This is a genomic window from Aureimonas mangrovi, assembly GCF_014058705.1.
GTDB lineage: Bacteria > Pseudomonadota > Alphaproteobacteria > Rhizobiales > Rhizobiaceae > Aureimonas > Aureimonas mangrovi.
In genome coordinates, this window is the sequence record NZ_CP059692.1 from 1,273,199 (window position 1) to 1,295,763 (window position 22,565).

General features: G+C 66.5%; 18 protein-coding genes. 15 read left to right on the forward strand and 3 right to left on the reverse strand.

Features of this window, described 5'->3' with window-relative positions; all coding sequences use genetic code 11:
- Positions 1–59: 59 nt before the first annotated feature.
- The 7 genes from H1343_RS05885 to H1343_RS05915 all read left to right on the forward strand — a co-directional run bounded on the left by H1343_RS05885 (position 60) and on the right by H1343_RS05915 (position 8,286).
- A complete protein-coding gene (locus H1343_RS05885) occupies positions 60–512 on the forward strand; it encodes an Lrp/AsnC family transcriptional regulator (RefSeq protein ID WP_185984979.1) in 453 nt (150 codons plus the stop codon).
- 172 nt (positions 513–684) lie between these two features.
- On the forward strand, positions 685–4,161 hold the full coding sequence (locus H1343_RS05890) for an indolepyruvate ferredoxin oxidoreductase family protein (RefSeq protein ID WP_185984980.1): 3,477 nt from the start codon (positions 685–687) through the stop codon (positions 4,159–4,161).
- Between the two features lie 106 nt (positions 4,162–4,267).
- Positions 4,268–4,882 (forward strand): alpha/beta hydrolase, encoded by a 615-nt coding sequence (locus H1343_RS05895; RefSeq protein ID WP_185984981.1) that lies wholly within the window; start codon positions 4,268–4,270, stop codon positions 4,880–4,882.
- Positions 4,883–4,928: 46 nt separating this feature from the next.
- Positions 4,929–5,867 carry a ring-cleaving dioxygenase gene (locus H1343_RS05900; protein WP_185984982.1) on the forward strand — a complete coding sequence of 313 codons (939 nt, stop codon included), beginning with the start codon at positions 4,929–4,931 and terminating at the stop codon, positions 5,865–5,867.
- Positions 5,868–5,928: 61 nt separating this feature from the next.
- Positions 5,929–6,783, forward strand: coding sequence for an N-acetylmuramic acid 6-phosphate etherase (locus H1343_RS05905; protein WP_185984983.1), 855 nt, complete (start codon positions 5,929–5,931; stop codon positions 6,781–6,783).
- 212 nt (positions 6,784–6,995) lie between these two features.
- Positions 6,996–7,751: a cytochrome c oxidase assembly protein gene (locus tag H1343_RS05910; protein WP_185984984.1), complete on the forward strand. Its 756-nt coding sequence runs from the start codon at positions 6,996–6,998 to the stop codon at positions 7,749–7,751.
- Between the two features lie 13 nt (positions 7,752–7,764).
- Positions 7,765–8,286, forward strand: a complete 522-nt coding sequence (locus H1343_RS05915) for a CopD family protein (protein ID WP_185984985.1) — start codon at positions 7,765–7,767, stop codon at positions 8,284–8,286.
- On the opposite strand, the gene H1343_RS05920 is transcribed toward H1343_RS05915, so the two are convergent.
- Positions 8,250–8,753, reverse strand: a complete 504-nt coding sequence (locus H1343_RS05920; RefSeq protein WP_185984986.1) for a DUF2231 domain-containing protein — start codon at positions 8,751–8,753, stop codon at positions 8,250–8,252. The genes H1343_RS05915 and H1343_RS05920 overlap by 37 nt on opposite strands.
- 15 nt (positions 8,754–8,768) lie before the next feature.
- On the opposite strand from H1343_RS05920, the gene coxB reads away from it, so the two are divergent.
- From coxB to H1343_RS05935, 3 genes are read left to right on the forward strand one after another with little or no spacing between them, the layout of a single operon-like run.
- Complete coding sequence (coxB, locus tag H1343_RS05925) at positions 8,769–9,491, forward strand: cytochrome c oxidase subunit II (RefSeq protein WP_246333366.1); 723 nt, start codon at positions 8,769–8,771, stop codon at positions 9,489–9,491.
- 5 nt (positions 9,492–9,496) lie between these two features.
- Positions 9,497–12,046, forward strand: coding sequence for a cytochrome c oxidase subunit I (gene ctaD, locus H1343_RS05930; RefSeq protein WP_185985513.1), 2,550 nt, complete (start codon positions 9,497–9,499; stop codon positions 12,044–12,046).
- Positions 12,043–12,396, forward strand: a complete 354-nt coding sequence (locus tag H1343_RS05935) for a hypothetical protein (protein ID WP_185984988.1) — start codon at positions 12,043–12,045, stop codon at positions 12,394–12,396. The genes ctaD and H1343_RS05935 overlap by 4 nt, the downstream gene beginning before the upstream one ends.
- A 39-nt stretch (positions 12,397–12,435) precedes the next feature.
- On the opposite strand, the gene H1343_RS05940 is transcribed toward H1343_RS05935, so the two are convergent.
- Positions 12,436–13,389, reverse strand: coding sequence for a choline ABC transporter substrate-binding protein (locus H1343_RS05940; protein ID WP_185984989.1), 954 nt, complete (start codon positions 13,387–13,389; stop codon positions 12,436–12,438).
- A gap of 224 nt (positions 13,390–13,613) precedes the next feature.
- On the opposite strand from H1343_RS05940, the gene betB reads away from it, so the two are divergent.
- The 4 genes from betB (at position 13,614) to H1343_RS05960 (ending at position 20,882) form a co-directional block, all read left to right on the forward strand.
- Entirely contained in the window at positions 13,614–15,737 is a 2,124-nt protein-coding gene (gene betB / locus H1343_RS05945) for a betaine-aldehyde dehydrogenase (RefSeq protein WP_185984990.1), read from the forward strand.
- A gap of 11 nt (positions 15,738–15,748) precedes the next feature.
- A complete protein-coding gene (gene betA, locus H1343_RS05950) occupies positions 15,749–17,410 on the forward strand; it encodes a choline dehydrogenase (protein ID WP_185984991.1) in 1,662 nt (553 codons plus the stop codon).
- Positions 17,411–17,512: 102 nt separating this feature from the next.
- On the forward strand, positions 17,513–20,074 hold the full coding sequence (locus tag H1343_RS05955; RefSeq protein ID WP_185984992.1) for a GcvT family protein: 2,562 nt from the start codon (positions 17,513–17,515) through the stop codon (positions 20,072–20,074).
- 238 nt (positions 20,075–20,312) lie between these two features.
- Entirely contained in the window at positions 20,313–20,882 is a 570-nt protein-coding gene (locus H1343_RS05960; RefSeq protein WP_185984993.1) for a hypothetical protein, read from the forward strand.
- Between the two features lie 203 nt (positions 20,883–21,085).
- Here H1343_RS05960 and H1343_RS05965 read toward each other — a convergent pair whose 3' ends face one another.
- Positions 21,086–21,826 (reverse strand): SDR family NAD(P)-dependent oxidoreductase, encoded by a 741-nt coding sequence (locus H1343_RS05965; RefSeq protein WP_185984994.1) that lies wholly within the window; start codon positions 21,824–21,826, stop codon positions 21,086–21,088.
- A gap of 83 nt (positions 21,827–21,909) precedes the next feature.
- Between H1343_RS05965 and H1343_RS05970 the strand changes: the two genes are divergently transcribed.
- Positions 21,910–22,560, forward strand: coding sequence for a TetR/AcrR family transcriptional regulator (locus H1343_RS05970; protein ID WP_185985514.1), 651 nt, complete (start codon positions 21,910–21,912; stop codon positions 22,558–22,560).
- The last annotated feature ends 5 nt before the right edge of the window (positions 22,561–22,565 follow it).

The window sequence follows — 22,565 nt, forward strand, 5'->3', positions numbered from 1 at the left end:
CGGCGCGCGTGATGGTGTCAAGCTGCGCTCAGGGAGAGGCTACGGGGAGGCTTGTGAGGATGGATGCGACGGATCTGCGGATCTTGAGGGCGCTGCAGGAGGACCCGGAAGGCTCGGTGGAGGCGATCGGACGGGCCGCCGGCATCAGCCACACGCCGTGCTGGCGGCGCATCCGCCAGATGCAGGAGGCCGGCGTCCTGAAGGGGCGCCGCTACGTCATCGACGAGAAGGCCGTCGGCCTCACCGTCACGGTCATCACGATGGTGAAGCTCTCGAAGCACGACCAGAAGTCGCTCGACGCCTTCGAGAGCGAGGCGGCCCGGCTGCACGAGATCGTCGAATGCTACCTCGTGACGGGGCAGTACGACTTCGCGCTGACGATCGTGACGCGTGACATGGAGAGCTTCGAGATGATGCTGAAGACCAAACTCTCGAACCTGCCGCATGTGGCCGACATGAATTCCACCGTCGTCCTCCGTAAGGCGAAGACAGGTGGGCGTTTGCCGATCTAAGCGCCGAACGAGGATGGATTGGGCTCGTCGTTGCGAAAATAAGGATGTCCATCCTCACGCTCGCCGGCTTGTGACCGCAGATCGCAATGGCGCTCCTTTGAAACTGTTCTAACATTCTCCCTCGGGTGCCGCCCTGCGCGGTGCCCCGCGCAGGAACAGACGGGAGGCTGTGATGGCGGGCGAACTCGATCGCAAGTATTCGGCCGACGAAGGCCGGGTCTTCATGAGCGGCACGCAGGCTCTAGTTCGCCTGCCGATGGTGCAGATGCGGCGGGACCGCGCGGCTGGGCTGAACACCGGCACCTTCATCTCCGGCTATCGCGGCTCGCCGCTCGGCGGCTACGACCAGCAGCTCTTCAAGTCGCGCGCTGAACTCGGAAAGGAAGGCATCGTCTTCCAGCCGGGCATCAACGAGGACCTTGCGGCCACCGCCGTCTGGGGCTCGCAGCAGCTCGGCCTCTCCCCCGGCGCGCAGAAGGACGGCGTCGTCGGCATCTGGTACGGCAAGGGTCCGGGCGTCGACCGCTCGGGAGACGTCTTCAAGCACGCCAACGCCGCCGGCTCTTCCGCGCATGGCGGCGTCCTCGTCATCGCGGGCGACGACCACGGCGCCAAGTCCTCGACCGTGCCGCATCAGTCCGACCACGCCTTCATGGCGGCGGTCATTCCGATGCTCTATCCGTCCTCGATCCACGAATTCGTCGAGTTCGGCCTCCTCGGCATCGCCATGAGCCGGTATTCGGGCTGCTGGGTGGGGATGAAGGTCATTGCCGACACGGTCGAGACCACGGCCTCCGTGGACCTGTCCGGCGAGCACCGCGAGTTCGTGATCCCGACCGACTTCGAACTGCCGGCGGGCGGGCTCAACCTTCGCATTCCCGACGACCGCTGGAGCCAGGACAACCGACTCCAGACCTACAAGGCCTATGCCGCGATCGCCTTCGCGCGGGCCAACAAGGTGGACCGCGTCACGCTGGATTCGGTGGACGCGAAGCTCGGCATCATCGCCTCGGGCAAGGCCTACGAGGACGTGCGCCAGGCGCTGCGCGAGCTCGGCGTCGACGAGGACACGGCGCATCGCGCGGGCCTGCGGCTCTACAAGGTGGGCATGCCATGGCCGCTTGAGCCGGAGGGCGTTCGAGAATTCTCCGTCGGGTTGGAGGAGATCCTCGTCGTCGAGGAGCGGCGTGAGATCATCGAGAACCAGATCAAGCAGCAACTCTTCAACTGGCGTGCCGACGTGCGCCCGCGCATCATCGGCAAGTTCGATCACCACGACCGGCCGGTGCTTTCGCTCGCTGAGGAACTGACGGTCGGCACCGCTGCCATCGTCCTGGGAGAGCGCATCCTGGCGATGAGCCATCTCGACGAGGAGCATCGCGTCTTCATTGAGGAGCGCATCTCCCATTTCAGGGCGCTGCGCGATCGCACGAAGGCGCTTGAGCCGCCGGTCGCGCGCACGCCCTTCTACTGCTCGGGCTGCCCGCACAACTCCTCCACCAAGGTGCCGGAGGGCTCGCGCGGGCTCGCGGGCATCGGCTGCCATTACATGGTGACGTGGATGGGTCGCTCGACCGACACGTTCAGCCAGATGGGCGGGGAGGGCGTCGCCTGGAGCGGCATCGCGCCCTTCACCAAGGAGACGCACGTCTTCGCCAATCTGGGTGACGGCACCTACTTCCATTCAGGTCAGCTCGCGATCCGCCAGTCCGTCGCGGCCGGCGTCAACATCACCTACAAGGTGCTCTACAACGACGCCGTCGCGATGACCGGCGGTCAACATGTCGACGGCAATCTCGATCCCGCCAAGATCACCCACCAGCTCTATCAGGAAGGCGTGAGGCCGATCGTGCTTCTCTCGGAGAAGCCAGAACTCTATCAGGCGGCGATGCTCGCGCCGGGCGTCACCATTCGCCACCGCGACGACGTGGAGGCGGTGATGGCCGAGCTTCGCGGGACGCACGGCACCTCGGCCATGATCTACGACCAGACCTGCGCGGCCGAAAAGCGACGCCGCCGCAAGCGCGGGCTGATGGAGGACCCGGACAAGCGCGTCGTCATCAATCCGGCGGTCTGCGAGGGCTGCGGAGACTGCTCGGTGCAGTCCAACTGCATCTCGGTCGAGCCGCTGGAGACAGAGTTCGGCCGCAAGCGCCAGATCAACCAGTCCTCCTGCAACAAGGATTTCTCCTGCGTGAAGGGCTTCTGCCCGTCCTTCGTCACCATCGAAGGCGCGAAGCTGAAGAAGCGCGCGCCGGTCGGCGGGCCGGACGCGGCGCACATCCCGCCGCCGCTGGTGCCCGAACTCGTCCAGCCGGTGAATATCGCCATCACCGGCGTCGGCGGAACGGGAGTCCTGACGATCGGGGCGATCCTCGGGATGGCGGCCCATCTCGACGGCAAGGCGCCGATGCTGCTCGACATGGCGGGCCTTGCCCAGAAGGGCGGGGCGGTGCTCAGCCACGTTCGCATCGGCCGCACGGCGGATGAGGTGAGTTGCCCGCGCATCGTCGCCGGCAGCGCCGACGTCCTGATCGCCGCCGATGATGTCGTCGCGGCATCCAAAGATGCCGCGACGCTGCTCTCGCCCGAACGCACGCGCGGCGTCGTCAACACGCATCTGACGCCGGTCGCCCAGTTCGTGCGCGATCCGGACTTCGACTTTCGGCGTACGCTCGTTGGCAGCACGATCCGGCGATCCATCGGCGAGGGCTCCGATTTCGTGAACTTCACCGAGATCGCGGAAATCGTCGCGGGTGACGCCATCGCCACCAACATCATGATGCTCGGCTATGCCTGGCAGCGCGGGCTGATCCCGCTGACGCTCGCGTCGGTCACGCAGGCGATCGAGCTGAACGGCGTCGCGGTGAAGGCCAATCTCGACGCCTTCGCTTGGGGGCGGCTCGCGGCGGCCGATCCGCAGAAGGTCGCCGGCATCGTCGCGCCGCACACGGGGACGGCGAAGACCCTCGTGGACATGACGACGGACGAACTCGTCGACCAGCGCACCGCCTTCCTGACGAAGTATCAGGACGCGGCGCTGGCCGCGCGCTACCGCGCGATGGTCGGCGAGGCGAAGGCGTTGGACGAGCGTGCCGGTGCGAACGGGCGCATCTACCGGGCCGTCGCGCACAACTACGCCAAGCTTCTCGCCTACAAGGATGAGTACGAGGTGGCGCGTCTTCACACCGACGAAGCCTTTGCGCGGATGCTGGCGGAGGAGTTCGAGCCTGGCGGCCGTCTCGTCTTCCATCTCGCGCCGCCGATCCTGTCCGGCGAGGATTCCAACGGCCGGCCGAAGAAGCGCAGCTTCGGGCCGTGGATGATGACGGCGTTCCGCGTCCTCGCCAAGGGAAAGCGCCTGCGCGGCACCGTGCTCGACCCGTTCGGCTATTTCGCCGAGCGAAAGCGCGAACGCGCTCTGATCGAGGCCTACGAGGCCGATTTCGCGGCCATGCGCGCAGCGGATGCAGGCCGGGCCGATCTCGCGGCCGAAATCCTGTCGCTGCCCGAGGCGATCCGCGGCTACGGGCCGGTGAAGGCGGCTTCGATCGACAAGGCCGGGAAGCGGCGCGCGGAACTGATGGCGCTCTTTGCCGAGCGCGGGCGGGTGGAGGCGAAGGCCGAGCCTCTGGTGCCGGCTCAATAGCGGATCGGTTGACGGTGCGTCCCGGCGCTGAGGCGCGTGTGGGCCGAGACATTTTCACTGCCTCCATCCATATGCCCGTCATCGAGGAACGAGACGGGAGCGAGGAATGGACGGGCAGGAAGCGGATTTCATCCACGTCTTCGAGCCGGGGCGCGCGGACAAGCCGCCGCTGCTTCTCTTGCACGGCACGGGCGGCGACGAGCGCGATCTTCTGCCGCTCGGCCGCATGGTGGCGCCCAGCTTCGCGCTGCTGTCGCCGCGCGGCAAGGTGCTCGAGCAAGGAATGCCGCGCTTCTTTCGCCGGCTGGCGGAAGGCGTGTTCGACGAGGCCGACCTTATCCGGCGCACCGACGACCTCGCGGACTTCGTCGAGGCGGCGTGTGCCGAGCACGGGCTTTCGGCGCCAGTCGCGCTCGGCTTTTCCAACGGGGCCAACATCGCAGCGGCCATGCTCTACCGCCGGCCTGAAACGCTCGCGGGGGCCGCGCTGATCCGCGCGATGACGCCGTTTGCGCAGGCGCCCGCTGCGCCGCTTGCCGGCAAGCCGGTGCTGATCCTTTCCGGCGATGCGGACCCGATCCTGCCGGCCGAGAACGCCGCCCGTCTCGCCGCCGCCCTCGAAGGGGCCGGGGCCGCGGTTTCCCACCACATCCTGCCGGCCGGCCACGGGCTGACGCAGGCCGATCTGAAGCTCACGACGGAGTGGATGACGCGCTGGTGAAGCACCGCATCCCTTCGCTCGAACTTTTACGAAAGGACCCGACGCCATGCAACTCACCGGAATCCATCATCTGACCGCCATCACCGCCGACGCGCGGGGCAATCACGACTTCTACACCCGTGTCCTCGGTCTTCGCATGGTCAAGAAGACGGTCAACCAGGACGACACATCGGCCTATCACCTGTTCTACGCGGACGGCGAAGGCCGGCCCGGCTCCGACATCACCTTCTTCGACTGGCCGGCAGCGCCGGAAAGGCGCGGCACGCACTCCATCGTGCGCACGGCCCTTCGCATCAGCAGAAAGGCAAGCTTCGACTACTGGGTGGCGCGCCTCAACGAGCACGGCGCTAAGGCGCAGGATGTCGTCACGCGCGATGGGCGCATGACGCTCGACTTCGAGGATTCCGAGGGCCAGCGGCTTTCGCTCGTCGACGACGGCGGGCAGGGGAGCTTCGCCGTATGGGAGAAGAGCGAGGTTCCGACCGAACACCAGATCCGTGGCCTCGGCCCGATCACCATGAGCGTACCGGACCTGACCCGCACCAAGGCCGTCCTGACGGATGCGCTCGGCATGCGCGAGGAGCGCACCTATGAGGGTGTGGACGGCGCGCGGACGCACGTCTTCGCGATGGGCGAGGGTGGTGCCTCGGCGGAGCTGCACGTCGCGGTGGAGCCAGGTCTCGCGCCCTCGCGGCAGGGGGCCGGTGCGGTGCATCACGTCGCCTTCCGCATTCCGGACGAGGCTTACGACCATTGGGCAGAGCGGCTGGGCCAGTTTCGCCTGCCGTCCAGCGGCCCGGTCGACCGCTTCTACTTCCGCTCGCTCTACTTCCGCGAGCCGAACGGCATCCTCTTCGAGATCGCGACGGACGGCCCCGGCTTCCACGCCGACGAGCCGATGGAGACGATGGGCGAGGGGCTCTCGCTGCCGCCTTTCCTGGAACCGCGCCGCGCGGAGATCGAGGCGGGGCTGAAGCCGCTCTGAAGGCCCTCGCTGCTGCCCGGCGCGCGCCCATATAGGTTCGCACGGACCACCGGAGGCGAGCATGAAGGGCGACGTCGAGCGCGGTAAGCCGATCGGCGAACTGGAAACGGAGAGCGCGTCGCCGCGCTTTGCCGGCCTGGAAACCTGGCCCACCGGAGAGGTGCTGGCCGCTCTCCTCGGCGGGCAGGCGCAGGCGATGAGCGCCGTGGCCGCCGCACTCCCGCAGATCGAGGCGGCCGTCGAGGCGGCGGCACCTCGTCTCGTGACCGGCGGGCGGCTCGTCTATGTCGGCTCCGGCACCTCCGGCCGGCTCGGTCTTCTCGACGCGGTCGAACTGACGCCGACCTTCGGCTGGCCGCGCGAGCGAGCCGTGGCGATCCTCGCGGGCGGCTCGGCCGGGCTTTCCGCCGCCCTGGAGGGCGCCGAGGATGACGATGCGGCCGGCGCAACGGCGATCGACGAGGCCGGCATCGGTCAGAACGACGTTCTGATCGCGATCGCGGCGAGCGGACGCACGCCCTTCACCGCCGCCGCCGCCCGCCGCGCGAGGGAGCGCGGCGCCCTCGTCGTCGCGCTCGCCAACAATCCCGGCGCACCGCTTTTCTCGGAGGCCGGGTTTCCGGTTCTGCTGCGCACGGGGGCGGAGGTCGTCGCCGGCTCGACGCGTCTCGGTGCGGGCACCGCGCAGAAGATCGCGCTCAACCTCTTCTCGACGGCCCTGATGGTCACGCTCGGCCGGGTCTCTGGAGGGCGCATGGTTTCGATGAGGGCGACGAACGAAAAGCTGCGCCAGCGCGCCGGTGCGATGCTCGTGGCGATGACGGGTTGCGCGCCGCAGGACGCGGAGAACGCACTGGCCGAATGTGGCTACGACATCGCGACCGCGCTTCACGTCGTGCGGAGCGATACACCTTAACTGCGTGGCGCTGTGGCAACACCTGGCCTGCGCCTGTCTCTCTCCACCGAGCACGATCCCGAGAAAAGCCGTGCTCTCACTATGCTTTAGCCGGGCGGCCCCTATGCTTTCCCGATGTGCGCCTCAAGGGCAACGGCAGATTCGAGCCATGATGGCCGTCGGCCGTTGGCCGCGGGGAAGTCTGCCCATCGTCGCTCTCAAGAGGAACAGCCATGGACCAGGTCGTTCTGCCCTTCTGCGGCGCCGCCCCCCTGCCGTCCGAACTGTGGACACGCTGGACGCTCGATCCCGTGCTGCTGGGGCTGCTGGCGTTCCTGCCGGCGGGCTACCATCTGGCGCTTCGCCAGGCGCCGGCCTCCGGAAGGACCGGGCGCGAGAGGCTGTTTTTCTGGCTCGGCTGGGCGACGCTCGTCGTCGCCTTTGTCTCACCGCTCTGCGCGCTTTCGGCTGCGCTCTTCTCCGCGCGTGTCGCGCATCACGTCCTGCTCGTCGCGGTCGCGGCACCTTTCTTCGCGCTTGCCAATCCGTGGCGCGAGACGCGCCCGCTGCCCTGGCCGGGCCTCTGGCTCCTCGTCCATGCGGTCGCGCTCTGGTTCTGGCACGCACCCGTCCCCTACGATGCGGCGTTGCGCTCGGACACGCTCTACTGGCTGATGCAGGGAAGCCTCCTCCTCACCGCGCTGGGCTTCTGGTCGTCCATCCTCTCCACGCGCGAGGCCGCCGTCACGGCGCCCTTGATGCTCCTTGCGGCGATGATGCAGATGGGGCTCCTGGGCGCGCTCATCACTTTCGCGCCGCGCCCGCTTTATGTGGCGCACTTCCTCTCACCTGAGCCGTTCGGCCTGACCGCGCTCTCCGACCAGCAGCTCGCTGGCCTCATCATGTGGGCGCCGGGTGCGCTGCCCTATCTCGTCGCCGCACTCGCGGTGGCTGCGGCCGCGCTGCGCAAGCCGCTGACCGCGAACTGAACGGGCGCCCGGCGTGATCATCTGGCTTAAAAGCGCTCACATCCTGGCCCTGTGCGTGTGGTGCGCGGGGCTCATCACACTGCCCCTGATGCTGGCTCGCCGCGAGGTGGGGCTCGTGGGCCGGCCGCTCTATCACCTGCAACTGACGACGCGCTTCGTCTTCGTCACGCTCGTCTCGCCTGCCGCCTTCATCGCCATCGGCACCGGTACGGCGCTGATTTTTGCGCGCGAAACCTTCACCTTCTGGTTCGCGATCAAGCTCCTGCTCGTCGGGATTCTAGCCAAGCTACACATCCGCACCGGAGCGCATGTCGTTGAGGTTTTCAAGGAAGACGGCCACTACGCCCTGTGGCGCGCCGCCCTGAGCGTTTCGCTCGCCGCCCTTGTGACGACCCTGATCCTCATCTTCGTCCTCGCCAAGCCGACCATGGCCGAACTCGGCATTCCCGCCGACCTCGTCGAGCCCGGCGGGCTTGGCCGCTGGCTCGGCTTCGACGTTCAACCGTCCTCCGAAATGACGATTCCCACGCCATGATCGAAGACGAGCTTGCCGCCGTACCAGCCCGCAAGGCCCGTGACGCCCGCCGCGACGACCGACAGGAACAGCCCGAGCGGCAGAACCTGCGCCGGATCGATCAGGCGCACGCCCCAGTTGGCGCCGGCGATCGAGATCAGCGTCATGGCGGCTACGGCATGCGTCCAGCTCGCGGCGCGCACGCGGATGCCCTTCACGAGGATGAGCTCCGCGGTGCCGACCGCGCCCGCCGCAACGCCGGAGATGAAGGCGAGGCCCGCCGTCCACACGCCGGCGCGCAGGAAGAACGCATCGCCGCCGAACCAGTAGGCGAGGTCGCAGCCGAGCGTGGCGATCACGAGAACGATGGGGAAATGGACGCTCATGGCATGCAGCGGATGACCGGCGACCGCCACGGCCGACTGGACGTCGTGCTGCGCGATGTCGGCGATCACCGGGTTGGGATTGTCGGTCTTGATGTCGGACATGGCGCGCGATCCCTCGTGGTTCAGCGCAACCTATCGCGGCCGCTCCTCTTTGGAAGCCTCGGCCTCGCGGCCGTGAATCTTGCCGGTTGTGCCGGTCCTCTTTCGACGCTCGATCCGGCGGGCCCGGCAGCGGCCTCGATCGCCGAGATCTGGTGGGTGATGCTGGCCGGCGCCGCCGTCCTCTTCGCTTTCGTGATGGGGCTCTTCGCGCTCGCCTTCCTCAAGCCCGGCTGGCGCTGGCGCGAGAGCGCAGGGCGCAACTGGATGCTCTATGGCGGGCTCGTCATGCCGGTGATGGTCCTGGCGGCGCTCCTCGTCTTTGCGCTGACGCGTGGCGAGGGTCTGCTCGCCCATCCGCGCAGCGAGGGGCTGGTGCGCGTTTCGGCGGAGGGCCAGCGCTGGCAGTGGGTGTTCCGCTACCCCGGGACCGCCTTCGAGGGGGAGACGCGTGACGTCCTCCACGTCCCGGCCGGGCGGCCGGTGGACGTCGAGATCGTCTCCGCGGACGTCATCCATTCCTTCTGGGTGCCGCGTCTCGGCGGCAAGATGGACGCCATTCCCGGGCACACCAACACGCTGCGCATCGAGGCCGACGAAGAGGGCACATATGGCGGCATCTGCTCGGAATATTGCGGTTTCGGGCACGCCGTCATGAACTTCTCGGTGATCGCACACGCGCCCGAGGCATACGAAGCGTTGCTGGCCACCGGCTTCGAGACGGCGGAGGGCGGACAGTGAGCGAGATGGACCTTCCCGGCCGGATCCCGACCACCGCGCCGCCGCCGCGCCCGGATCCGATCGCCCTGCACCGCGAGCTGCACGAGATCTGGAAGACCGACAAGGGTTTCGGGCGGCTCGCCGCCGTCAACCACACGATCATCGGCCGCCGCTTCATCGTCGCCGCCTTCGTGTTCTTCGCGATCGGCGGCATTCTCTCGATGCTGATCCGCGCGCAGCTCGCGACGCCCGGAAGCGCGTTCCTCGGGCCGGACGTCTACAACCAGATCTTCACCATGCACGGCACGGTGATGATGTTCCTCTTCGCGATTCCGATGTTCGAGGGCATCGCGATCTATCTCCTGCCCAAGCTCCTTGGCGCACGCGATCTCGCCTTCCCGCGGCTCACGGCCTACGGCTTCTGGTGCTATGTCTTCGGCGGCTCGATCCTGATCGTCGCGCTTCTGGCGGGCGTCGCGCCGGACAGCGGCTGGTTCATGTACACCCCGCTGTCCTCGCGGGTGTTCTCGCCCGGCATCAATTCGGACGTCTGGCTCCTCGGAATCACCTTCGTGGAGATTTCGGCGGTGGCCGCGGCGGTGGAAATTGTCGTCACCATCCTGACGGTTCGCGCGCCCGGCATGTCACTCGACAAGATGCCGCTCCTGGCGTGGTACATCCTTGTCACTGCCGGGATGATGGTCGTCGGCTTCCCGCCTCTGATCCTCGGCTCGATCCTGCTCGAGGTCGAGCGCGCCTTCGACCTGCCGTTCTTCGATCCGTTGCGCGGCGGGGATTCGCTGCTGTGGCAGCATCTTTTCTGGCTGTTCGGCCACCCGGAGGTCTACATCATCTTCCTGCCCGCGGCGGGGCTGCTCTCGACCATGATCCCGGCGCTCGCGAGGCGCGAGATCGTGGGCTACACATGGATCGTCGTCGCGGTCATCGCGGTCGGGTTCCTCTCCTTCGGACTGTGGGTCCACCACATGTTCACGGTGGGCATCCCGCATCTGGCACTCGCCTTCTTCTCCGCAGCCAGCGCGATGGTCGCGATCCCGACGGCGGTGCAGATCTTCGCCTGGCTCGCGACGCTCCTCGACGGGCGGCCGCGTCTGTCGCTGCCGATGCTCTACATCTTCGGCTTCTTCTTCATCTTCGTCCTCGGCGGGCTGACCGGCGTCATGGTCGCGGTGGTGCCGTTCGACTGGCAGGTCCACGACACGCATTTCGTGGTGGCTCATCTGCACTACGTCCTTGTCGGCGGCTTCGTCTTCCCGATGCTGGCTGCGGCCTATTACTGGATGCCGCACATGACCGGGCGCGCGTCCTCGTTCGGGCTCGGTCACACGGCCTTTTGGCTGATCTTCGTCGGCTTCAACCTGACGTTCTTCATGATGCACCTGACGGGGCTGCGCGGCATGCCCCGGCGCATCGACACCTACCCGGCGGAGGCCGGCTGGACTATGCTGAACCTCCTGTCGTCCGTCGGCGGCTTTCTGATGACGATGGGCTTCGTCCTTTTCGTTGTCGACATGGTGGTGCAGATCCGTTTCGCGCGCCGCGCGCCGCGCAATCCGTGGGAGGCGAAGACGCTGGAATGGGCGATGCCGACGCCGCCGCCCTCCTACGCCTTCGCCTCGCTGCCGCATGTGCAATCGCGCGAACCGCTGCGCGAAGCGCATGATCTCGGCCGCCGGCTCGCGGCCGGGGAGGGCTATCTGGCGACACCGCGCAACGGCTGGCAGGAGACGCTGGGCGTCCACCCGGTCACCGGAGAGATCGAGCGCATTCTCGTGCTGCCGCGGCGCACCTTCCTGCCGCTCTGGACGGCGCTCGCCACTTCGACGATCTTCCTGACGCTGCTCTTCGGCCTTTACGCGCTGACGCCGATCGGCTTCCTCGTCACGCTCGGCTTCCTCCTCTCGTGGACGCGCAGCGAGGGGCAGCGCGTCGACTACGGCTTTCTGCCGATCGGACGCGGGCGCAGCGCCAAGGTCGCGGCCGAGACGAACGGCTCTCCGCCTGTCTGGGCGATGGGAGTGACGCTGATCGCCAATGCCGCTCTCTTCGCCTCGCTGATCTTCGGGGTCCTGTTCCTTTGGCTGGTCGCGCCCGCCTGGCCGCCGCCGGAGATGATGACGAGCGGGCGCCTGCTGCTCGTCGGCCTGGGTCTCGCCGCACTCTTTTCGGCGAGCGCGGGACGTCACGCGGAGGCCCTGAACCGGGCCGGCTCGCCGCGCCGGACCGTTTCGCTGATAGGAGCGATCGTCGGGCAGTGTGTCGCGCTGGCGGTGCTCGCGATCGTCATCGCCTATCATTTGCCGGACCCGACGGCGCACGCCTATGGCGCATCCACTCTGGCGCTTCTCGCCTACGCTGCGATGCAGGCCTTCGTCGGCCTCCTCCTCGCCGGGCTTTCGCTCCAGCGCTGCCGGTCCGGCAAGGTCGCCGACACGCGCGGGGCGATGATGACGATCGGGCGCTTCTGGTACGACTACACGGCCCTCACAACGCTGATCGTCGTCGCTCTGGTCATCGTCCTGCCGATGCTGGTGCGCATGGGGCCCGGCGCATGAGTCGGGTTTCGACGCGCGGCCGGCTCGCTGCTCTGCTGCTTCTCGGGGGCTTCACGGCGTGGAGCATCGCCTTCGTCGTTCTCTACGCCGTGCTGTCCGTCGGCTGCGCCTATGGTTGGGACGCGATGCAAGCAGGGCCGGTCAGTCTCAACCGTCTGGTCCTGACGCTCGTCTGGATCGGCTCCCTCGTCGCGCTCGCCATCATGCTGGCGGGGGTGGTGAGGGGTGCGGCCGGCCCCGGCCGGGTCTCTCGCTTCCTCCGCCATGCCGGCATCGCGCTGACCGCGCTCGCGCTCGCGGCGACGGCCGCGAACTTCTTCATGGTGACGACGATGTCGACCTGCCTCTGAGTGAGAAGGGCACCCAAGGGCGCCCTTTCTTCCTCGATCTCAGAGCCCGAGTTCGGCGCGCGCGGCCTCGAGCCCCGGCTCGCCGTCGGCGGTTGTGACGCCCTGCAGCCAGGCGTCGAGCGTTTCGGGATTGGCGGTCAGCCACTCGCGCGCGGCAGTCTCAGGTTCGGCGCCATCGTTGAGGATCGCACCCATGATCTCGTTCTCCGCCTGAAGCGTGAATTCGAGATTGGCAAGGAAGGCTCCGACATTCGGGCAGTCCTGCGAGAAGCCGGCGCGGGTAACGGTGTCGACACGCGCGCCGCCGAGGTCGGGGCCGAACACATCGTCGCCGCCTGGCAGATACTCGATGTCGAAGTTCGAATTCATCGGATGGGGCTCCCAGCCGAGGAATACGATCGGCTGCTCCGCGCGCTCGGCGCGCGAAACCTGCGCGAGCATGCCCTGCTCGGAGGATTCCACCACCTCGAAGCCGGCAAGCCCGAACTGGTCCGCCTCGATCATGTCGAGGATCAGCCGGTTGCCGTCGTTGCCCGGCTCGATCCCGTAGATGCGACCGCCCAGTTCTTCCCGGAAATCGTTGATCTTGGAGAAGTCGTTCAGGCCTGCCTCGAACAGGTAGCGCGGCACGGCCAGCGTGTATTTCGCGCCTTCGAGATTGGTGCGGATCACCTCGATCCGGCCATCGTCGCGATAGGCCGCGATGTCGTTCTCCATCGTCGGCATCCAGTTGCCGAGGAAGACGTCCATGTCGTCGTTGGCGAGCGACTGGAAGGTGACGGGCAGCGCGAGGATGCTCGTCTGCGGCGTGTAGCCGAGCGCCTCGAGAACGACGGAGGCCGTCGCGGTCGTCGCGGTGATGTCGGTCCAGCCGACGTCGGCGAACCGCACCGTGCCGCAGCTGTCTGCCTCCTGTGAGAGTGCGGGCGAGGCGAGAAGCGTCGTCGCAAGGAGTGCCGTGGCGGCGAGGGGGGCGGTGCGGAAGTTCGGCAAGGTTCATCGTCTCCGAGCGTTGGTTGGGTCGAGGCCAGCCGTTCTGACGGCGTCTCATCTCGCATCAGTCTTGCCATCTTGTCGTCAAAGTCAAATCGGTCGTTGAACGATCATTCACCATCAGTCATGAAGGAGAAGGTTCGTCCGAGAGGCGGGAGCTTCACTCTACCGGTTTAACGTGATCGAAGGTTGAATGATCATTCAATCATGGTTATCCTCCGGTCATGAACACGATTGATGCCAAGCTCGTCCGCCAGAACTCCGTCTCTGCCAGCGAGGAGCAGCGACGCAGGCAGCTCATCGAGGCCACCATTGCTGCGTTGGGCGAAATCGGCTTCGCCGCCTCCAGCCTGTCCGAGATCGCGGGCAGGGCCGGCGTCGCGCCCAGCCTTGTCTCGCATTACTTCGGCGACAAGGACGGGCTTCTGGAAGCAACCATGCGCTACCTCGCAAAGCGGGTGGGCGACGCGGCGCGCACGCGCCTGCGGGATGCGGACGGTCCGCGCGAGCGGATCCAGGCGATCATTGACGCCAATCTCGCGCCGGAGGAGTTCGACGCGCACACGGGCGGCGTCTGGCTCGCCTTCTGGGGGCAGGCGCTGCATTCCGCGCGCCTGCGCCGCGTGCAGGACGTTTATCAGGGCCGCACGACCTCCAATCTGCGGCAAGCGCTACGCCAGCTCGTCGGCGACGACGATGCGCGGCGCATCGCGATCGGGATCGCGTCGCTGATCGACGGGCTCTGGCTGCGGGCCTCTCTCTCGCAGGACTTTTCCGGCTCGCGGGCCGCCGAAGCACGCCGCATCGCAACGAGCTTCGCCGAACTCGAGATCGGCGCCGCCAAGCCGCGCCCGGTCGAGGCGAAGCCTGCGCGCCCGGCCGTTCGTTCCGGCGCGCCGCGCCTGACGAGCCATGTCGGCGGACGCTTCGTCGAGGCCGCGGGTGCCGAAACCTTCGAGACGATCGACCCGGCAACCGGCGAGGTGCTGGCCGAGGTTGCCATCGCAAAGGAGGCGGAGATCGACGCCGCCGTCGCCGCCGCGAAAAAGGGCCAGGCCGTCTGGGGCGCGATGACGGGCGCCAAACGCGGGCGCATTCTCCACCGCGTCGTGGCGATCATGCGTGAGCGGAACGAGGAGCTGTCGCTTCTGGAGACGCGCGACACCGGCAAGCCGATTCAGGAGACGCTGGTCGCGGACGCCGCTTCGGGCGCGGACTGCCTGGAATATTTCGCCGGTCTCGCTGCCGGACTTTCCGGCGAGCAGGTCGACCTCGGCCCCTCTGCCTTCGGCTACACGCGCCGCGAGCCGCTCGGCGTGGTCGCGGGCATCGGCGCCTGGAACTACCCGATCCAGATCGCCTGCTGGAAGGCGGCGCCAGCGCTCGCCGCCGGCAATGCGATGATCTTCAAGCCCGCCGAACTCACGCCGCTGACCGCCGCGAAGCTCGCCGAGATCATGACGGAAGCCGGCGTGCCGGACGGCGTCTTCAACGTCGTGCAGGGGCCGGCCTCGACCGGGCGCCTTCTCTCGCGGCACCCGGAGATTTCCAAGATTTCTCTGACCGGCGAGGTCGGCACGGGCAAGCGTGTGATGGCGGACGCAGCCTCCACGCTGAAGCAGGTGACGCTGGAGCTCGGCGGCAAGTCGCCGCTCGTCGTGTTCGACGACGCCAGCCTCGACGATGCGGTGGGCGCGGCGATGCTCGCCAACTTCTATTCGGCCGGCGAGATCTGCTCGAACGGCACCCGCGTCTTCGTCCACGAGGCGGTGAAGGCAGTCTTCCTCGAAAAGCTCAGCGAGCGCACGCGCGCTCTGATCGTCGGTGATCCACAGGACGCGAGGACCCAGATCGGCGCGCTGATTTCCGAGGATCACATGCGCAAGGTGCTCTCCTATCTCGACATCGCGAAGCGCGACGGTGCGCGCGCGATCGTGCAGGGCGGGCGGGTCACCGAAGGGGCGCTCGGCAAGGGCTTTTTCGTCTCGCCGACGATCTACGAGGCGGGCGACGAAATGCGCATCGCGCGCGAGGAGATCTTCGGGCCGGTGATGAGCGTCCTGTCCTTCCGCGACGAGGACGAGGTGATCGAGCGCGCCAACGCCACCGAGTTCGGCCTCGCGGCCGGCGTCTTCACCCGCGACATGGCGCGCGCACACCGCGTCATCGCCAGGCTCCACGCGGGCACGACGTGGATCAACGCCTACAATCTGACGCCGATTGAGCTGCCCTTCGGCGGCGTGAAGCGCTCCGGCATCGGGCGTGAGAACGGCCGCGCGGCACTGGAAGCGCATACGCGCGTGAAGAGCGTCTACGTCAATCTCGGTGCCGTCGACGCCCCCTACTGAGGAGACCAGCGATGAGCGAACGTGAATTCGACTACGTCATCGTCGGCGCCGGCTCGGCCGGCTGCGTCCTCGCCAACCGCCTGAGCGAAGACGGCAAGAGCACGGTGCTGGTGCTCGAATACGGCGGTTCGGACCGCTCGGTGCTGATCCAGATGCCGAGCGCGCTGTCGATCCCGATGAACATGAAGAAGTACAACTGGGGCTACACGTCTGAGCCCGAGCCGTATCTGGGCGGCCGGCGCATGAACCTGCCGCGCGGCAAGGTTCTGGGTGGTTCGTCCTCCATCAACGGCATGGTCTATGTGCGTGGCGCGCCGCAGGACTTCGACCGCTGGGAGCGCGAGGGAGCGGCCGGCTGGTCCTACGCCGACGTACTTCCCTACTTCAAGAAGGCTGAGAACCGGGCGACGGGCGGCGACGATTATCGCGGCCACGAAGGCGCGCTGCACACGAGCTACGGCACGATGCAGAACCCGCTCTATCAGGCCTTCGTCGACGCGGCGAAGGAGGCCGGCTACCCGGAGAACCCGGACTACAACGGCGCCACTCAGGAGGGCTTCGGCCGCATGGACATGACCGTCCATCGCGGGCGCCGCTGGTCCACGGCGAACGCCTATCTCAAGCCGGCGATGGATCGGCCGAACCTCGAGGTCGCCACCCAGGCCTTCGTCGAGCGCGTCGTCTTTGAGGGCAGGCGCGCTGTCGGCGTCGCCTATCGCCATGGCGGGCAGGAGGTGATCGTCAAGGCGCGGCGCGAGGTGATCCTTTCGGCCGGATCGATCAACACGCCCAAGCTCTTAAAACTGTCCGGCATCGGCCCGGCGGGCGAACTCGCCAGCCACGGCATCGAGATCGTGGCGGACCGGCCGGGCGTCGGCGAGAACCTGCAGGACCATCTGGAATTCTACTTCCAGGCCGCCTGCAAGGAGCCGATCACGCTGTTCTCGGCCCAGTCCCTCGTGCAGAAGGGGCGTATCGGCGCGCAATGGCTCCTGATGAAGAGCGGGCTCGGCGCGACCAACCATTTCGAGAGCTGCGGCTTCATCAAGTCGCGACCCGATGTCGAGCATGCCGACATCCAGTACCATTTCCTGCCGCTCGCCGTGACCTATGACGGCAAGTCGCTGGCGAGCGAGCACGGCTTCCAGGCGCATGTCGGGCCGATGCGCTCCAAGTCGCGCGGCCATGTGCGCCTCGCCTCGCCCGATCCGGCCGAGGCGCCGACGGTGCGCTTCAACTACATGAGCCACGAGGACGATTGGCGGGAGATGCGCGCCTGCGTGCGGCTGACGCGTGAAATCTTCGCGCAGCCCTCGTTCCAGCGCTGGCGTGGCCGCGAGATCGCGCCGGGCGAGGGCGTGCAGAGCGATGAGGAGATTGACGCCTTCGTGCGCGAGCACGCCGAGAGCGCCTACCACCCCTCCTGCACGGCGAAGATGGGGGCCGAGGACGATCCGATGAGTGTCGTGGACGCAAAAGCCCGCGTGTTCGGTGTCGAGGGGCTTCGCGTCGTCGATTCCTCCATCATGCCGTCGATCACCACGGGCAATCTGAACGCCCCGACGATCATGCTGGCCGAGAAGGCCGCCGACATCATCCGTGGCCGTCCAGCGCTGCGGGCGGATCTTTCCGGGCAAAAGCGCGCTCGGCAGCTGGAGGTCGCCGCCATCTGAAGCCTGTCGGTCGCGTCGCCAATCCATAATGTCGCAACAAGACTGTTTCAGGAGGTCGGCGAGTTCGTAAGCTTTAGCCGCAACATGGATCGGAGTGCAGTTTTGGCCGGCTTCCCAACCCAAGCGAAGGTCGTCATCGTCGGTGTCGGGGGGATCGTGGGCGCGTCGGTGGCGCACCATCTCGTCGAGCGCGGCTGGGACGATATCGTCGGCATCGACGCCTCCGGCATCCCGACAGACGTCGGCTCCACCGCCCACGCGTCCGACTTCTGCTACACGACCAGCCACGACTTCCTTTCCTGCTGGACGACGCTCTACTCCATCGATTTCTTCGAGAAGATGGGCCATTACGCGCGCGTCGGCGGCCTCGAGGTCGCGCGCGTCGGCGACGATGCCCGCATGGACGAGATCCGCCGCAAGGTCGCTTCGGCCAAGGCCTTCGGCACGCGCGCGCGCCTGATCGAGCCGGCGGAGATCAAGGAGAAGTTCCCGCTCATCGAGGAGGAGATGGTGCAGGGCGGCCTGTGGGACCCCGACGCGGGGCTCGTGATCCCGCGCTCACAGACCGTCGCGGGCAAACTCGTGGACGAGGCGGAGAAGTCCGGCAAGCTGCGCGCCTTCGCCAACACCGCCGCCACTTCGCTCGTCATCGAGGACGGCCGGATCAAGGGGGTCGTTACCCCGCGCGGTACGATCATGGCGGATCGAGTGGTCGTCTGTGCAGGCATCTGGGGCAGGCTGATCGCGGAGATGGCGGGCGAGGACCTTCCGGTTATGCCGGTGGACCACCCGCTGACCTTCTTCGGCCCCTATGACGAATTCGCCGGCACCGGCAAGGAGATCGGCTTCCCGCTGATGCGCGACCAGGGCAACTCGGCCTACATGCGCGACACGGGCGATCCGAAGACCGCCGAGGGCGGGCAGATCGAGTGGGGCTATTACGAGGAGGAGAACCCGCGCCTCTGCCACCCGCGCGACATCCTGTCGAAGCAGGAGGCGCGGCTTTCGCCCTCGCAGCGCGACCTCGACATAGAGGAAATTCTTGCGCCGCTCGAGCGCGCCATCGAGCTGACGCCGATCCTCGGCGAGCTCGGCTACAACGAAAGCCATTCCTTCAACGGCCTGTTGCAGGTGACGAGTGATGGCGGCCCCTCCTGCGGCGAAAGCCGCAAGGTGAAGGGCCTGTGGTACTGCGTCGCCATCTGGGTGAAGGACGGCCCGGCTTACGGCAAGCTCATCGCCGACTGGATGACGGACGGGCGCACCGAAGTCGATCATCACGCCATCGACGTCGCACGTTTCTATCCGCATCAGACCACCGAGGAGATGATCCACGAGCGCTGCACGGAAACGGCCAAGAAGATCTATAATCCGGCCGTGCATCCGCGCGAGCCGTTCTCGCTCGGCCGCAACGTGCGGCGTTCGCCGTTCCATGCGCGCGAGAAGGAGCTCGGCGGCTACTTCATGGAGCTCGGCGGTTGGGAGCGTGCCCATGGCTACGCCTCCAACGAGCATCTTCTGGAGAAGTACGGCGACCGGGTGCCCGTTCGCGAGAACGAATGGGACGCGCGGCATTTCTGGCGCGTCTCCAACGCCGAGCAACTGGCCATGAGTGAAGACGCCGGCATCATCAACCTCTCGCACTTCGCCATGCTGGAGGTCTCCGGTCCAGACCATGTCGAGCTGATGGAATGGCTGTGTGCGGCCAGGATCGGCGGCGACGCCAACATCAACAAAGGCATTTACACCCACTTCCTCGACGACGAGGGCATGGTTCGTGCGGATCTGACGGTGTTGCGTTTTGCGGATCGTGTGCGCGTCGTCGACGGCGCGGACGCGGCCCCGCGTGACTTCCACTACATCGCTCGCGTCGCGGAGGAGAAGGGCTTCGACGTCACTCTTGCGGACCGCACCGAGGAGATCGTCACCGTCGGCATCTGGGGGCCTAACGCGCGCGAAAAGCTCAAGACGATCGTCGAGGAGCCCGACGCGCTGGACGCCGCCAACTTCGCCTTCACCGCGCTCAAGCCCGTTCGCATCGCCGGCAAGGACGTGACGGCCTTCCGCATCTCCTATGTCGGCGAGCAGGGGTTCGAGCTGCATGTCGCCTACGACGACGCGCCTGCGGTCTGGGCGGCGCTGGAATCGACGGGCGCGACACCCGTCGGCGTCGAGACCTATGCGAACTCGCGCCGGCTCGAGAAGAGCCTGCGCCTGCAGAACGCCGACCTTCTGACAGAGTATAATCTCCACGAGGCGAGCCTCGCCCGACCGAAGGTCAAGGAGGCGGATTTCCGCGGCAAGGCCAAGCATGTGGAGTATCGCGCGCGGCCGCACCAGCCGGCGATGCTCTGTACGCTGGCGATGACGCAGAACGTCGATTCGAAGGGTGTAGCACGCTATCCGGTCGGCATCCTGCCAGTGATGGACCCGAAGACCGGCGAAACGCTGGTTGACGAGCTCGGCCGCCGGTCCTTCACGACCTCGATCGCCTATGGCCCGAGCGTCGGCAAGAACATCGCGCTCGCCTACCTGCCGCACGGCCATGCCGAAATCGGCAAGGTTTTCGAGGTCGAGTATTTCGACGAGCGATATCCGGTGGAAGTGGCGGCCGTCGGCATGAACGCCCTCTACGACCCGGAGAATCTTAAGCCACGGAGCTGAGGCGAGGGAGCGGGCACGCGTCGCGGTCATGCGGCGCTTCCGTTATGCCGTCACCATCGAGAGGGGACCTCGGGGTGAAGTCAGGGAAAGGGGAGTTCAGAGCTCACATTCGTGAGGCACATCGACGATTTCTTTAGATCGGCATGGCTTGCTTCCGTGCGCTGAGCATCGTGACGGCATCGGCCGGGCGCCGATACCCTCCGGAATGCTTCGCGAAAATCCTGTGCGAGGATCTCGGATGGACGCTTACGGCCACCTCAGGGTGCTAATAAGCCTAATCATCGGATTGGCGATCACCCGCCTGCTTTCGGGTCTGTCGCGTAGGCTGCAGGAGCCAGTGCAGACCGATTGGATGCATGCGCAGGTCGTATGGTCGGTCGTCGTCCTGCTCAACGCCGTTCACTTCTGGTGGTGGGAATTCTCTCTGCGTTTCATCACGGATTGGAATTTCTGGCTCTACGTTTTCATCCTATCCTACGCGTCGCTGTTCTTCCTGATGTCCACCTTGCTGTTCCCGGACAATGTTCAGGAACGAGCGGAATCGGAAGCGTTTTTCATCCGCCGCAGACAGGTTTTCTTCTCGATCTTCGCCGCCTCGTTTGCCTTTGATCTCGTGGATACTTTGATCAAGGGCGTGCAGCATTTTCAATCTCTGGGCGTCTGGTATGTTGCTCGGCTCGCGGGCGGTGCGACGATCGCCCTGATCGCGATGCGCGTGAGAAGCAGCCGGAAACTGACTTGGCTCGGCGTGCTGTGGCTGTGCGTCAACATTGTCTGGATCACCGCGCTCTACAGCGAGCTTTTGTAGAAGATCGCATCAGCGCCGGCCGACGAGCTTACTGCCTCGGCTTTGCACAAGGCCAGCGAATGGCATTGCGAACGACGTCCCCGGCGATGCCATCCATACCTCTTTCGCCATATCCCTTCGGGACGCGGCGGATTTCGATCCAGAGTGTCGCGAAGCCCTGAAACCAGGCACGCGCCTCGTCTCAGCCTGAATGTCGATCGGCCCTAGGTCAGCTGACCACCGTCGACCGTGAGAATGGTGCCGGTAATATGGCGAGCCGCCGGGCTCGCCAGGAACGCGACCGCAGCCGCGACGTCTTCGGGCATGCCGTATCGGCCGAGCGGGATGAGACTGCGCTGGAAGTCGGAGAACTCGCCATCGGCCGGGTTCATGTCCGTATCCGTCGATCCCGGCTGCACGAGGTTGACGGTGATGTCGCGGGGGCCGAGTTCACGGGCAAGGCCGCGCGTGAACGAATGCAGCGCGGACTTCGTCATGTAGTAGATCGCGCCCGTGTCGCCGACGATGCGCTCGGCTCCGCCCGAGCCGATCGTCACGACGCGTCCGCCTGCGGCCAAATGCGGAATCGCAGCCTTGGCCGCCAGAATCGGCCCGCGCACGTTCACCGCGAACATGGCGTCGATCACATCAACCTCCGCATCGGCGAAGGTCGTATAGATCGCGATCGCGGCGTTGTTGACGAGGATATCGAGACCACCCAACGACTGTACCGTCTCGTCGACGGAGCGCTTGATCGCGTCCGGATCGGCGCTGTCAGCCTGGATTGCGACGGCCCTAGGGCCCTTCGCCTCTACGGCTCGCACCACCTCGGCCGCTCGATCGGCCGAGCGCTCATAGGTGATCGCGACGTCTGCGCCCTTGTCCGCGAGAGCGAGAGCGATCGCCGCTCCGATGCCGCGCGAGCCGCCGGTGACGAGAGCGCGCTTGCCTGCCAGTTCAGTCATCTGTCTGTACCAATATCTAGTGATTGATACAAATTCAACTATGGTCGTTGTCCTGGAGTGTCAATGCCGATATATATCGATCAATGCAAAATAAGTTGCCGACAGCAGATGCGCAGGAAGCGCGCCCACGCGCGCGCGGGCGTCCGCGCGCGTTCGATCGCGACGCCGCCTTGGACAGGGCGACCCTCCTGTTCTGGAAGAAGGGCTTCGAGGCGACGTCGATCGTTGATCTGACGCACGCCATGGGCATCGGTGCGCCGAGCCTCTATGCCGCCTTCGGATCGAAGGAAGAGCTCTATGCCGAGGCGCTGCGCCATTATGCGGAGAGCAATCAGAGCTACGTCTGGGCCGGCTTCGACGCCGCCCTCACCGCGCGGGAAGCGGTTCGCTCGTTCCTGATGGAGTCAGCCATGGCGCTGACCGGCTGCGTGGCCGATATTCCGCGAGGGTGCATGGTCGTGCTGTCGTCGGTGGGCAGCGAGGATCATGCGCGGTTGAACGAGCTCTCCCGGTCGACACGAGCCGTGACCTTCGAGCGCCTTCGAAAGCGCCTCGCCCGTGCGAAGAGCGAGGGCGAGATTCCAACCGGCACCAATGTCGAAGGGCTCGCACGCTTCGTCCAGACCGTACAGAGCGGCATGTCGATCCTGGCGCGCGACGGGGCGAGCGGAGCCGACCTCGAATCCGTCGCCGATGTGGCCATGGCCGGCTATGATGCCCGCACGACGGGTTGACGACC